Here is a 14,793-nt window from a genome sequence, read left to right as displayed (position 1 = left end):
AAGACCAGATCAGGAGCAGGTAGCGGTTTGCTTCCCCCCGGTAGAGGACTGTTTGTCCCCTGAAGGCTTCAGCAACAGCAAGGCAGCGGCGGCAAGCAGTGAGCCCAAGGCCATCAGTAAGGCCACTGTCGGCAAGCTTTGTCCTGTCGAAAACAACACTCCGGCCACCACCGGACCCAGCGCCGCGCCGCCACGACCAACACCGATCACCAGACCCGTACCACCCGCACGAACTCTGGTTGGGAACGCCTGCGCAAAAATCGCATAGAGACCTACAACCGCCGAATTGGTGAAGAAACCCGCTAACGCGGCAAACAAAGAGAGTTGTTGCAAATCCGGGCTGGAATACCCAAACACGGTGACCATCACAAAGGCCATGACCATGGCGCCAATGACCAGATTGCGTACATCAATTTTTTGAGTGAGCAAGCTGAGCACCAGGGCACCGGCCGCACCGCCCACATTCGCCCAGACCAGCACCCCGCCCGCAGTCGAAGCGACAAACCCCATATCGACAACAATTTTCGGGATCCACTTAAGGATAAAATAAAACGTCATGATGTGGGCAAAGTACGCCACCGTAAGCAACAGAGTAATCCGAACCAGTTGTGGCGACAGTAATTCCCGCAACCCGGTACGCGTCTCTTGCGGGGAGATTACCGGTAAAGCCTCAACGGCAGAATGCCCCATTTTTCGCATAATATTATTGATGTTGTGCAACGCATTTTTAGGGCGTTTTTGAACCAGGTATTCAACCGATTCCGGCAAGCAGAAAAAAGCCAGCGGTAAAAAAGCCGCCGTGGCAATGGCACCAAAAATAAACACAGACCGCCAATCAAAATGCGCCAACAACATGGAGGCGATAATCCCGCCAATGATGGCGCCAACCGGATACCCCCCCGCCATTAACGCCACCGCCAGGTGACGACGACGACGATTGGAAAACTCGGCCACCATTGCATTGGTCGAAGCCAGCATACCGCCTATACCCAGACCGGTAATAAAGCGAACCACCGACAGTGTGGTAATGTCATTGGCTATTGCCGCCAGGTACATGCCCCCGGACATGATGGTCAAACATCCCAAAATGGTAGGTCGACGCCCAATCCGATCCGCCAGGCTGCCCAGTACTATGGATCCGATTGCCATGCCGATCAACTCCATCGACAACACCAACCCCAAAGCCGCACGATCAACACCCCAGGTTTCGGCGATACCCGGTGAAGCAAAGCTGATCGCCAAGACATCGAAACCATCCAGCGCATTTAATAATATGCACAGAATGATCACCACAATCTGCGGACGGCTCAGAGGGGATTGTGCGATGACCTCGCGGGGGTCTGCTGTATTCATCAGAAATCTCTCTTATTACTTATAATCGAGCTTGTTTTGTTATTAATACTTCTAGTTATAAATGTTGTGTCATCACTCTTTGCTACAGGTGCCATACCTGTTTTCCAGTAGCACAAGCTTGCATTAACATTCATTATGCATTCTGTGTTGCAAATTTAAATCCGGAAAATGTCTAACAGTCAGTATCCTTTAACGAAATTCCACAAACCAATGGGTTTTGTAGTTGATCCCATGCAAAAACATTTCGAGCTGCCCATCCATGAACAGCCCGAATGCTCGTACTGCTTTTGTCAAATCAGAACAGGCGCTTAACGCTCATCCCCCATTCTCTGCCAATCGCATAAGAACCTTCAGCAATACCAAATGCCGCGCTGGAGGCGTTACCCGACTGTAAGTATTCTTCATCCGTTAAGTTGGTTCCAAACAGACGAATGACCCAATCTTCACCCGGTGTGGTATACGTAACACTGGCATCAACCAGAGTGAACGCGTCTTGCTTTAACAGTGGATCATTTGCGATATCATGATATACCTCACTGCGATATGAAAGATCTGTTCTCAACACCAGCGACGCCCCACTGCCAAAATCTATGGCGTATTGCGCTCCCCCTGACAAAGTCAGGCGCGGCGTCTTGGCCAGATCGGTTTTTTCAGTAATGGGTAAGACCTGCCCCACCCCGAGACCACTGCCAACGTCTTTGTAGCTGGCATCCAGATATCCGGCAGAGAAATTGATATCCAGTGCGCTCAAGGGCTTGGCAATCACCTCCAGCTCAACGCCTTTCAGTTCAGCCATGGCCGCATTCGCCACAAAATTCGCAGGCGTCTGATTTACCGTTAACTGGATATCTTCATAGTCCATATAAAACGCCGCGGTATTCACAATCAAACGATTGTCCAGCCAACTGCTTTTCAGTCCGACTTCAAAGCTCTCAACCGTTTCGGGTTCATATTCAGTCACCTCGGCTGCCGAAACCAAAGGACGCCCGTTAAAGCCTCCACTTTTGAAACCTTTCGACCAGGACACGTACATCATGGCCTCTTCAGACAGCGTGTATTCCAAGCCCAGTTTTGGTGTAAATTCCGACCAGTCAGATTCCCAGGTACTGCCTGGTGAAACGATATAAGCGCCACTGCCAAGGCGCTGGTCCTGTTTCTCAAACTCTTTGCTTTCCCGGGTGTAACGAGCACCTACAGTCGCACTGAAGCGATCGGTGAAATGCCAACTGTTTTGGGAGAAAATTGCGTAGGATTCGGTATCTATTTTGTTGAAGATACTTACGTCCAGATCCAACCCGGTGTTCGCCGGATTACCCGCGCCGCCAAAAGGGCCGTAGGTGGGTCCCGGCAAGGCTTCCAGCGCATCATAAATGCCAACTGCGAGCTGCGCGGCGGCATTCTCTTCACCTTCTTCGTTGAAATAGTACAAACCCACCAGCCAATCGAGCTTGTCATTAAAGCTGATGCCCGTCAGTTGAAACTCCTGACTAAACTGGCTTTGTTCATTGTCATTAGTGGTTTCGCGAAACACGAAAGGGGTATTGTCACCATCGCGGCCGAAACTGGCTTCGAGACCGCGATAGGCGGTAATTGATTTTGCATCCAGGTTGTCACTGATTGACCAGTCAACAGTCGCGGACACCCCCCAGGAATCCAGCTCACTGTCGTTGGGCCCCGTGCCATAGGTTTTGTAAGGGTCGTTGGTGATCCAGGAATCGTTCACACTGGCTACCCCGTTAGGGGCAACGATGCCGGTGCCGGGAGCCACTTCCGCATTGTAAATGTCCAGAAACGGAAAACCGCTGTTATTCACTCGCAACAGGGTATTGGCGGCAGAGTGGGTGCGACCGCGGGTATAGTCGGCGGCCAGGGACACGTCGACGTCTTCCGTGGCATGCCACAACAACTGAACTCGGCCAACGGTGGAGTTTTTGTCGCCCAAATCCTCGCCATCAAGGACCCGCTCGGCATACCCGTCACGTTTGACGCTGGCCAGACTGATACGCGACAGCAACACATCGTCGATCAGGGGCAGATTCACAATGCCTTTGATTTCCTGGCGGTCAAATGTTCCCAGACTGAGGAACGCTTCGCCCCCCAGTTCTTCAGAGGGGGCTTTACTGGTGATATTGAGCGCACCACCGATGGTGTTCTTGCCGAACAGGGTACCCTGTGGGCCACGCAGGACTTCCAGTTGAGCCACATCCAGTACGTCCATGACGCCACCCATGGAGCGGCCCAGATAGACACCATCCACATAAGTCCCGACTCCGGGGTCACTGAACAAGGCAAAGTCATTCTGGCCAATCCCCCGGATATAAATGGTGGCATTACTGCCACCACCACTGAGAGCAGCGGCGCCGTCAAATTGTACGTTGGGGACAAATTGCGACACTTTTTCAATGCTGGTGACGTTCCTCATCTCCAACGCCTGCTCGCTGAACGCAGACACGGCCACAGGGACGTCTTGCAGGCTTTCCTCACGTTTTCGGGCGGTCACGACCACTTCTTCAATGGCAAAACGTTCTTCAGCGGAAACAACACCGGGGAAGACACTCATCACAGACAGGGAAATCGCCAAAGGCAGTGCGGCTGTCCGGAAAGTGAAATCTGAGTGTCGCTGTGTTTCTGACGGCAAAGGCTTATCTGCGCTTAATGCTTTTTTAACGTACAGCATTGGTGTGGAATGACGATGGATCATAGTGGCCTCCTGGGCTTTTATTATGTTTATTTGTAAGTCAGGCATACTTTTATAATACATATGTATGCCATACATACATAGTTTCTTGTATTAACTCGTCTTGCTCTTTCAACTACACTGACTGCCTTCACCTGGCACTGGCTTACACCACTGCCTCTGACTCTCTCAATCAGAGCAAAGGACTTTAACTTCGCTGTTAATGGTAATCCTGATAACCGTTACATTTCTTAAAGCCGTTTCTTTTTAAAACCGTGGTTATTCGTGCCACAACAGATTGAGGTATTTGGTTAACTCCTGCAGCTGCTTATCCGTTAACCGCTGTTTAAATTTATCATCCGTTTGTTTGACTTTATTCTCGGTTTTGACTATTTCTTTTCGACCTTTTGCGGTCAAATACAGCGCGTGTCGACGACGATCTACCAAAGATTTACGCCGCTCAATTAAGCCCGCTTTTTCCAGTTTGTCCATGATCGCCATGGTCGAGGCGCGGTCCATATTCAGCGCTTCACCAATCACACCCTGTGACATGCCCTCGTTTTCGGCCACCAGCGTGAAGATACTGTATTGGACCGGTGTCATACCCACGTTTTGAATGAAGGTCTTGTAAATGCTCCGTTCGGCCATACGAATGCGAAATCCCAGTTTCTCTTCCAGAGTGCTGCGATCCACCGTTTCGTCCTGATCAGCTTTGTGTTTGCGCGCTGATGACAAGTTGCCTGGCTGACTCATTCGTATTCCCTTTTGTCAAACGTAAAAAGCAAACTATACCTTGGCGCCTGCAGGATGTCTCTTACACATGACGTCATAACGAGGATGATGTGCCAAATATGGCCGTGGCCTGGCTGGATAAATGGCCGCCATTGCCGTTGCACAACGCTATCTCTGCTCCGGGAATCTGACGCTCACCCGCAGCGTGGCGCAATTGCTCAACCGCCTCAATGATCAACATTAATCCATACATCCCGGGGTGGACACAGCTTAATCCCCCGCCGTTGGTGTTTACCGGCAAACCGCCCCCGGGAGCGATATTGCCATCAGACACAAAGTTGCCACCCTCGCCTTTTGGACAGAACCCCAGATCTTCGAGAAACAACAGGGTATTGATGGTAAAGGCGTCATACAGCGAGACCACATCAACCTCTCTGGCACTGAGACCGGCCATGTCATAGGCGCGTTTGCCGGATTCCACACTGGCCGTAACCGTTAAATCCGGCATCTGGGAGATCCCGGCATGGGTGGTGGCCACCCCCACTCCGAGCAAATAAACCGGGGATTGAGGCAGGTCCCTGGCTCTATCCGCGGACACCAGCACCACCGCAGCTCCCGCATCCGCAATCAAACAACAATCCATTGCCGATAACGGATCACACACCATGGGTGCTGCCATGACTTCAGCGATAGACAGGGGGGTTCGACGGATGGCGCGGGGGTTTAATTGGGCCCAAGCCCTGGCGGCTACCGCAATTTCCGCTAAATGTTCACGGGTGGTGCCGTACTGATGCATATGACGGGCTGCCGCCAGCGCATAGGCGTTCATGGGGGCCTTGGGTCGATATTCGTCTTCGTAGGGAAACAGCTCACGGGGGCCATCAATAATGCCCTGCTGCTTCAATTTACTGCGGGTGTTACTGCCCATGGCAATCACGGCGACGTTACACAAGCCTGCCTGAATGGCAGCCGCCGCATGCTGTAACTGACTGACGTACACCGCCCCGCCAATATTGGTATCGTCCAGTACATGCGGCTGCACACCGAGGTATTCGGCCAGGTGCAACGCCGCAAACGTATCGGGAAAATTAGACGTAAAGAGTGCATCGACTTCGCTTTTATGAATACCTGCATCCGTCAGGGCACTGTGCACGGCTTCAGCGGTGTTTTCCAGGGCACTGCGACCCGGTAAATCCCCAAAATCGGTTAAGCCGATACCCGCAACCGCACAGGATCCGCGCAGAGAATGGTTCATGAGTCGTCTCCACTGATAGGGCGAAATAACACCAATGGCTCGCCGTTGGGTTCGATAGTCCCAATAAAAGCCGTGACCGGCATACCAATCGTAACGTCTTCGGGTGCCACATCGACGACCCGGGTCATCATCCGCGGCCCCTCTTCCAGATCAACCAGGGCGATGTTGTAGCTGCTGCCGCCTGAACGCGGGACCGAGGTAGAATACACGGTAGCCCGGCCGCTCGCCGGCACCCAGGTCAGCTGCATTGAACCACAATGCGGGCACAACAAACGCGGGTAAAAGACATGTTGCCGACACTGATCACAACGCTGCAAGTGAAAGCTACCCTCGGACAAATATTGCCGAAACTTCTTTTCCGGCCCGACGTCCATTTGCGCCGGTTGTTTGGCTTGTTCTTGATCATGACTTTGCGATTGGTTGGTCATTTTATCAACTCACATATCCGGTCACAGACGTTTCGCCCGTTCAACCAGCGAAGCTTTTATGGCTTTGCCGGTCCCCGTGCGCGGGATTTCTGTCACGAGTACAATGTCTTTCGGTACTTTGAATTTCGCCATCCGGGCCTCGCAATGGCTGCGAACTTCAGATTCGGTAATTGAGTAACCCGGTACGCAAACAATGAACGCAACCCCTTTCTCACCCCAGGTGGGATCAGCAACGCCGACCACAGCAACCTCTGCCACCGAGGCCAAGTGACTGATGGCCGCTTCCACTTCGGCCGGATACACATTTTCACCGCCCGAAATGAACATGTCTTTCATACGATCAACAATGTAGTAGAAACCGTCGGCGTCCATTCGAGCAATATCCCCGGTTTTAAACCAACCATCAACAAACGCCTGCTCAGACATGTCTGGCTTGTTCCAGTAGCCACTGGCGATACTGGGGCCTTTTAACCACATCTCGCCCACCTCACCGGCTTTAACAGGGGCTCCCTCTTCATTCACAATACGGACTTGCAAGCTGATGTAGGGCAAGCCACAAGAGCCGGCCTTGGCAATCAAACGGTCGCCGTCGCCAACGGGCATGCCAAAATTGGAGCAGGTTTCGGTCATGCCAAAACCGTCCGACATGGGGATGCCCGCACGGACAAAACGTTCGATTTGCGCGCCCGGATTGGGTGCACCGCCGGTGGCGTAGACTTGCAGCCCCTGCAGTTTCTCCGGAGTGAAATCCGGATTATTCCACAGCATTTGTGCCATTTGGGGCACTGAAAAGTAATGCGTCACTGCCAATTGTTTGTCGGCCAGACGCAGCAATGTTTGAGTAGCATCAAACCCGGAAGACACCAGTACACTGCCCCCGGCCAACAATGGCGCTCGCGCATTGGTAATCAATCCAGCGGTATGAAACAAAGGCATATCACACAGGAAAACACTCTGCGAAGACACACCATTGCCCAGATTGAAATTAATGTGACTCCAAAATATATTGGACTCACTGATCATCACGCCCTTGGGATTGCCGCTGGTGCCAGAAGTATAAAGCAGCAGCACCGGCTGATCACACTCACGTCGGGCAGATACAGCAGGCTCGACCGGATAATGTTGGCTTAATTCGGTTAACTCACTGAGTTGACACACGTGCGCCGAACACTGCGGTAACTTGAATTCGTCATCGTGAAAAATAAAAGCGGGTTCAGCATCGACAATCAGTTGATCAAGCTCAGCGATCGACAAACGCCAATTCAAGGGGACAAAAATAGCACCGGCGCGCTCACAAGCGAAATTGAGCAGTAAAATTTCGGCCTTATTGCGAGCGACCGTTGCGATACGGGCCCCACTTTGCTGGCCTAATCGCTCAATCAACCAGTGAACCACCTGGTTGATGGCTGCATCAAACTCGCTGTAGCTCCAGCGTCTGTCGCTGTCCAAATCCATACAGGCAAGTGCACCAGGCTGAGCCTTGGCGTGAGTGGCTATAGCGTCTACCACGGGTACCGTCACGTTTCTCTCCACAATGCTTATTATGTTCAGTCTATGCCGGTTTTGAAGTCAGTGCCGACATAGTGCTGACGGCATCCGTGCCTTGTGTCCATTTACAGTTTGTTACAATCAATATGCTTTCACACGAAGAGCACATTAAGCCTTGGATTTATCGTAAGCACCCAAGCCTGGCTTGTAGGTTTTGTCATCAATAAACTGTTTGATGCCTTCTTTACGACCTTCGTTATCAAAGCTGTTGGCAGCTTCCTGCGCCCGCACCAGATAATCTTCCGCATTTTCGTAAGTCATTTCACCCACACGGCGAATCGCATCTTTCGTCGCTTTCAGTGCCACCGGGTTTTTCTGCAGCAGAACGTTGGCCACTTCGGTAACGCGCTCTTTCAAGTTGGCCAAAGGCACCGCTTCGTTAACCAGCCCCCACTCTGCGGCTTTTTTACCATCGACGTTTTCACCCATCATGGAGTGGTACATCGCGTTGCGGAAACTCATCAGTTCCACTGCAATTTTGGTGGCGCCGCCACCGGGTAAAATACCCCAGTTGATTTCACTCAGACCAAACTGTGCCTCTTCTGCGGCAAACGCCAGATCACAACCAAACAATGGACCATAACCACCGCCAAAACACCAACCGTTCACCATGGCAATGGTCGGCTTCTGATACCAGCGCAGGCGACGCCACCAGCCATAGGATTCACGCTGAGCCTGACGCATGGCGCCCAAGCCCTTAGCCTCGTTTTCACGGAAATATTCTTTCAGGTCCATGCCCGCCGACCAGGCCGTGCCTTCACCAGACAACACCAGTACGCCAACATCGTCGCGATATTCCAGCTCATCCAGTACCCGCATCATTTGACGGTTAAGTTGCGGGCTCATGCAATTGCGTTTTTCCGGGCGGTTAAACTTTACCCATGCGATACCGTCTTCAACAGTGAATGCCACTGTATCCTGTTCTGCTTGTGAAACTGACATATAAAAACTCCTGACAACCTGTCACTAAAAATGGTGATTACTAAAAATGAATGACTTTGCTTAAAGGGTAACCCTGAATCAAATTGGGTAGTGGCCCGGCTGAGTGTCCAGGGTGATCCAGCGCAATTCGGTGAACTGGTCGATCCCGGCCTTGCCACCAAAGCGGCCATAACCTGAAGCCCCGACTCCCCCAAACGGCATTTGCGCCTCATCATGGACGGTAGGTCCATTGATATGGCACATACCGGCTTTGATTTGACCAGCGACACGTAATCCTCGTGCGCTATCACGAGTAAAGACCGACGAGGACAAACCGAATTCGCTGTCGTTGGCAACACGGATGGCTTCAGCTTCGTCTTTAACGCGAATCACCGCCACCACCGGGCCAAAACTTTCATCGCGGTAAATATTCATGGCTTCAGTAACGCCATCCAATACAGTGGCGGGCATGATCACCGAGTCCGCTTTATCGCCAGCAGCCAGGGTAGCGCCCTTGCTCAGAGCATCATCAATCAGGCTATTCACATGATTCACGGTTTTTTGATCCACCACTGCACCCAGTGGCGTATTGCCTTCGGCGGGATCACCAGCCGGCATAGACTTCGCCTTAGCGGCAAACTTTTCCATGAATTGATCGGCAATCGCATCCACCACAATCAAGCGTTCGGTGGACATACAGATTTGCCCCTGGTTCATGTAGGCACCAAAAGCTGCTGCAGCGACGGCTTCATCCAGATCGGCATCTTCCAACACCAGCAAGGGCGCTTTGCCACCCAGTTCCAGCAGACAAGGCTTGAGGTGCTCTGCGGCACGCTTGGCGATAATCCGTCCGACTTGCGTAGAACCGGTAAAATTGATCCGCTTGACCGCCGGATGATCAATCAGGGCGCCCACTACGTCGCCGGCATCCGCCGGTGCATTGGTGACAACATTAACAACACCTTCAGGGAAGCCGGCTGCGGCAAAGGCTTCAATGATCAAAGCGTGTGTACGAGGACAAATTTCGGAAGCTTTAAGAATGACACTGTTGCCACAGGCCAGTGCAGTCACGATGGCTCGTACCGCCAGAATAATAGGCGCATTCCAGGGCGCAATACCCAGAATTACCCCCACCGGCTCGCGCACGGCCATGGCCACGCAGCCGGGACGGTCGGATGGAATCACCTCACCGTTGATCTGGGTGGTCATTGATGCCGCTTCGCGGATCATGCTCGCGGCCAAGGTCAGATTGAACATTGACCAGCCTTCGGTGGCGCCGATTTCGCTCATCATGGCCTGCACAAACTCATCGCGGCGGGCTTCCAGCTGTTGGGCCGCTTGCATTAACACCGCACGGCGGGCGTTCGGCCCCTGAGCAGCCCAGGCGGCAAAACCATTTTGTGCCTGATCGGCAATTGCCACAACGTCTTCGGCTTGCATGGCCACCGCCTGGCTGGCCACTTCACCGGTTAACGGATTCATACGTTCAAATTTCATACTCCCTCCTTCTTCCCGTGCTTTAGATACGCCACCCATTCGCTGGCACTTAAACACACTGCTTTTGGATAACTATAGGCACTTAAACGATCTGGATACCTAAGATTTTATAATTAAGATGCTAAACAAATAGTATGTGACACATACTATTTTATCCTAAAGAATTCTGTCAACCACTATTGAGCTGACAGTGAATATCTTTTTAAACTGACTTTGGCCGCCCAGGACTCGGCCTCGGCCGCCAGGCCCACAGAAAACAAATCCATCGCCTGGCGAACCCGCCGCTGATATTCAGAGTCGTCATGTGCCGCCTGATAGAGCGTCACCCCATTCCAGCAGCACAACAACACCCCGCTTAACCTGAGTAATGGGTACGCGCCACCGCCCGCAAGCCAGTCCGGCTGCTGAATGCACCGCAAAACCTCACGATAGATCGATAAAATCTGTTCAAGCGGCGCTCTCAGCGGATTGTCAGCCTGACTGCCCGCCAGGTCGGCCTCAATCAATGCCAGCAAGCGCTGCATGGCGCCCAATTGATCACCGAGCAATTTTCGGTGCGCAAAATCCAGAGCCTGAATACCACTGGTACCCTCATAGATAGATCCCACGCGGACATCGCGGGCCATTCGCTCCATTGGGTAGTCGCTGGTATAGCCGTATCCCCCCAAGACCTGGATACCCTGGTTAGCGACTTCAAAGCCCCATTCCGCACTCAGGGTTTTGGCCACGGGCAGCAACAAACCCGCCAGTTGCTGCCAGTCCCTGGCGTTATCAGCATCGTCATCTTCACAACAGGCAGCTCGATCTTCATAGCTCGCAGTGCGCAGGCTCAGCGCCCGCAACAGCTCACTTTTGGCCGTCATTTCCAGCAGCATGCGCGACACGTCCGCATGCTCGATAATCGGTCTGGCAGGCGCATCAGCACGCCCCCCCTGAGGTCGAGTGCCAGCATAATCCAGCGCCTGCAAGGTAGCTGCATTGGCAACCGCTGCACCCTGCGTGGCAACCGCCTGACGCATGGCATTCATCATAGGGAACAGGTTAACCAAACCCCGGCCCTCCTCACCAATCAAATACCCACGCGTATTTTCCAATGCCAGCACACAGGTCGGCGACGCATGCAGCCCCATTTTTTCTTCCAGCCGCAACACTGACACCCCATTATCTTCATCGTCGAGACGTTTAGGCACCGCAAACAAACTCAACCCTCGCGTGCCGCCACCAGCGGTGCGCGCCAGGACCAGATGCAGGATATTGTCCGTCGCATCGTGATCCCCGTAAGAAATCCAGATTTTGGACCCGTTGAGCGTCCAGCCACCCTCAGGAGAAGACGTTGCACGCGTCGCTATTCGACCGACATCAGAACCCGCCTGCGGCTCACTGATAGCAATGGTTGCCGCCAGGCTGCCATCCGCCAGCCCGGCCAGCCACTGCTCCACCGGCTCTTGCGAGACGGCACCTAATAAGGCTTTTGTCGCGCAACGCTGATTAATACACAACATACCAAACGCCAGGTTGGCGCCATCGATAAGCTCCTGAACCGCCAGCTGCACCGTCAAAGGAACGCCCAAGCCTCCCTGGGATTCAGACAATGAGAGCGCGGGAAAACCCAGTTCACACCAGGCCTGATAAGCCTGATCTGTGCCGGCGGGCAATGTAACCCCGCCTTTATCAAGAGAACAGCCAACACGGTCGCCTCTCTCGGCAAGCTCCAACAAAAACTCGTCACTGAAGCGTGCTGCCTGTTCCAGCATCATCTCAACCATCCCCATATCAACATGCTGATACAGGGACTGATTCAGTGTCGAATCGAGCTGCCCCACATACTGAAGATGGAATTTGATGGACTCCAGCTGAGCCAAAACTTTGGACACAATAAAACCTCCAGTAACAATCGATAAAGCATGGAGACAGGTGAATGCTGCCACACACAATTAGTATGTCATACATACTAATTTATGAATACAGAGTCCGTCAACAAACCGGTCTCTGTATTCTTCAGGCGCTACGAATGATAGCAAGGGCAGCTAGCCGCCCTAATTACTCTAATTTATACCTGCTCTGCTTTGATCAGGTTATCCAATAACCGCCGTGACTGCACTCCACCGGAATCAATGTTGAGCTTCATCAGGCGGCGCTCCGGGTAGGCCAATAAATTTTGCTGCTGGCGCTCGAGCATATCCAGGTCTTCAGAAAAAATAATACCCTGCCCTTCACGGATGGTATCCGTCAGCGCTTGATCCTCGGGCTTAAAGTTGCGCGCCATGCCCCAAAAATACCAGATCGAGGTTTCCGTTTCCGGCGTCATAAAATCCACCACAATACTGCTGGCTTTGTGTTGCGGTTGCGCGTCATAACCACCCTTACCCGCCAGCGCCACGCCGACCTCAATCATGACCTGCGCAGGCGGAGTAAAGCGGCATATCTGCCAGCGGTCTACGGGCTGATCAGTCGGTAAATCATTGCCCTGTAGCGCGTTCTGCCAGAAAGGGGGCGGCATCACATGGTCCATAAAACGGCTGGTAATCACGGTGTCACCCTCGGTTTTCGTGGCCACCGGCGCCTCATCAATTTCCTTCTGACCAATACTGCTGGCGTGCACGTAGGTCTCGTGGGTCAAATCCATCAAATTATCAATCATCAATCGGTAATCACACTGGATATGGTAGAGACCGCCGCCGTAAGCCCAATCCGAGCTTTCGGCCCAATGCTGATGTGGAATGGTGGCAACGTCGGCTTTGTCCGCGTCACCCGGCCACACCCAGATGAAACCGTAACGCTCATGCACCGGGTAACGTCGAATACAGGGAAAATTTTGCACCCGCTGCCCCGGCATAGAGACGGTTTTGCCGTCAGAACCCATCTTCAGTCCGTGGTAACCGCAGACAAGGTTACCGTCCTCCATAAAACCCAGCGACAAGGGCGCGCCGCGGTGAGGGCAAAAGTCCTCCAGGGCAGCAACCTGGCCTTCGCCATCACGGTAAAACACCATGCTCTCGTTACAGATACGGCGTCCCAGAGGCTTCTCCTCCAGCTCGTCCGGGGTGCAGGCGACATACCAACAATTTTTAGGAAACATACATTTTCTCTTCAGGCTTGGATGTTGTTATTTTGACTCCAGCCAGTAAGAACCGGCTAAATTGGATCCAATATAAAAGATACACACCCAAATATCCAGCCAAACCCCATAAAAAATGCCTTTATACTACCAATAAACCCATGACCAGCAACACACCCCAAGACAATAGCCAAATATTGGATCCATTTGAATAAAAATCGTCATGTGTAACCAGTTGCCGACACTAACCACAGACTCTGCTCCAGCCCCATGCAACACCCGACCAGCCTGCGTAAAGCCCGGTTTGCCGCCCTTGAGGGCATCCCGTGCCATTCAAACACGACGAAACTACCCGGCTGCGCCTGGAGATCAGCACAGGTGTTTGAGCGCGGACGGATTCCCCCCATAGACAACAAAATCTGCCGAAGCGTTGGCTGACCCGATTTTGAAAGAGCAGTACAAATGAGCTTACAAGCAGATGAGCGTACAAAAGAGTTGTGCACATAAGTGCTGGATGAATGTCGTGTCAGCAAAGGGGGGGGGGGATCACTCCGGACGCCCCCCTGTGATCCAAATGAAGAAGCCTACAGCCCTTGCCCTGTCGCTGCGGTGAGTATCCTTGACAATTCCCGGCAGGCTATAAGCCAAACCGGATCTGGTCACAGTGTCAGGCCATCGCTCGCCGGTTGACCCGGTTACAATCGCGCCTGTTGTGCCAGCTTAACGGATTTCGGCAGTGCGGTGAGCATGTCGACAATTTCCATCTCCACCAGATTTTTTTGCACCTCTTCAACTACCATTTTCCTGCATTCAGAGTTCATTGCCGCCCTGAGGGCTCCGATCATATCCGGTGGGGCAACCAGCACAATATGCGTATAGGTATGTTGCTGCCTGGCATGATCCAACCACTCGGCAATGTCATGGGCAAACTCTTTAGTCAGTTTCTCCTTGGCCCCGGTTCGCCCTTCATAGACCTGTCCTGCGCCAAAACTGTTTTGCATGCGACTTGGGGCATCGCTCTCTAAATCCCGCGCAGACTGCCTTGCCTCTGGACAGATTAGTGTCGCAACTTCGACAACCCCTTCATCTTCACTACCCTGAAGAAATCGGGCCATGTGATGATTATAAACCGCCACTAAATGGGCCATACATACCTCCTGAATCTTCGTATCAAAGCGTATTCCACCTTGACCCCAAAGCACCAGTGGCATCTTGATCATAGTCAAGATAACCGCTAAAAGAATAGCAAGATTCTCGTCGCGACTGATGACACCATCATCATGCACTTGGCCGCCCGAATTAGTCACAGCGGTAAAACACTGCT

11 protein-coding genes are annotated in these 14,793 nt (G+C 52.6%); all 11 read right to left on the bottom strand.

The genetic code is table 11. The features are described from left to right. Positions 1-9 precede the first annotated feature (9 nt). The 11 genes from G8770_RS11295 to G8770_RS11245 all read right to left on the bottom strand — a co-directional run bounded on the left by G8770_RS11295 (position 10) and on the right by G8770_RS11245 (position 14,755). Positions 10-1,353, bottom strand: coding sequence for an MFS transporter (locus tag G8770_RS11295; protein WP_167186377.1), 1,344 nt, complete (start codon positions 1,351-1,353; stop codon positions 10-12). A gap of 295 nt (positions 1,354-1,648) precedes the next feature. After that, positions 1,649-4,054 (bottom strand): TonB-dependent receptor, encoded by a 2,406-nt coding sequence (locus tag G8770_RS11290; protein WP_167186374.1) that lies wholly within the window; start codon positions 4,052-4,054, stop codon positions 1,649-1,651. 255 nt (positions 4,055-4,309) lie between these two features. Next, a complete protein-coding gene (locus G8770_RS11285; protein ID WP_167186371.1) occupies positions 4,310-4,783 on the bottom strand; it encodes a MarR family winged helix-turn-helix transcriptional regulator in 474 nt (157 codons plus the stop codon). 73 nt (positions 4,784-4,856) lie between these two features. Further along, the gene (locus G8770_RS11280) at positions 4,857-6,017 is read right to left on the bottom strand and encodes an acetyl-CoA acetyltransferase (RefSeq protein ID WP_167186368.1); all 1,161 of its coding nucleotides are present in this window, start codon (positions 6,015-6,017) and stop codon (positions 4,857-4,859) included. Further along, complete coding sequence (locus G8770_RS11275; RefSeq protein ID WP_208022202.1) at positions 6,014-6,445, bottom strand: Zn-ribbon domain-containing OB-fold protein; 432 nt, start codon at positions 6,443-6,445, stop codon at positions 6,014-6,016. Before G8770_RS11275 ends, G8770_RS11280 begins: the two co-directional genes overlap by 4 nt. Positions 6,446-6,466: 21 nt before the next feature. Further along, positions 6,467-7,966, bottom strand: coding sequence for an AMP-binding protein (locus tag G8770_RS11270; protein WP_208022201.1), 1,500 nt, complete (start codon positions 7,964-7,966; stop codon positions 6,467-6,469). Between the two features lie 135 nt (positions 7,967-8,101). Continuing rightward, complete coding sequence (locus tag G8770_RS11265; protein WP_167186365.1) at positions 8,102-8,935, bottom strand: p-hydroxycinnamoyl CoA hydratase/lyase; 834 nt, start codon at positions 8,933-8,935, stop codon at positions 8,102-8,104. 78 nt (positions 8,936-9,013) lie between these two features. Next, positions 9,014-10,411 carry an aldehyde dehydrogenase gene (locus tag G8770_RS11260; RefSeq protein WP_167186363.1) on the bottom strand — a complete coding sequence of 466 codons (1,398 nt, stop codon included), beginning with the start codon at positions 10,409-10,411 and terminating at the stop codon, positions 9,014-9,016. A gap of 176 nt (positions 10,412-10,587) precedes the next feature. Continuing rightward, complete coding sequence (locus G8770_RS11255; protein WP_167186360.1) at positions 10,588-12,285, bottom strand: acyl-CoA dehydrogenase family protein; 1,698 nt, start codon at positions 12,283-12,285, stop codon at positions 10,588-10,590. A 176-nt stretch (positions 12,286-12,461) separates the two neighbouring features. After that, the gene (locus G8770_RS11250) at positions 12,462-13,490 is read right to left on the bottom strand and encodes an aromatic ring-hydroxylating dioxygenase subunit alpha (RefSeq protein ID WP_167186357.1); all 1,029 of its coding nucleotides are present in this window, start codon (positions 13,488-13,490) and stop codon (positions 12,462-12,464) included. A gap of 674 nt (positions 13,491-14,164) precedes the next feature. After that, a complete protein-coding gene (locus tag G8770_RS11245) occupies positions 14,165-14,755 on the bottom strand; it encodes a host attachment protein (RefSeq protein ID WP_167186354.1) in 591 nt (196 codons plus the stop codon). Positions 14,756-14,793: the final 38 nt, after the last annotated feature.

This window comes from Pseudomaricurvus hydrocarbonicus (assembly GCF_011602365.1).
GTDB lineage: Bacteria > Pseudomonadota > Gammaproteobacteria > Pseudomonadales > Cellvibrionaceae > Pseudomaricurvus > Pseudomaricurvus hydrocarbonicus.
Note: the sequence above shows the minus strand (reverse complement) of the source record. Positions and strands in the feature narration are given on the sequence as shown.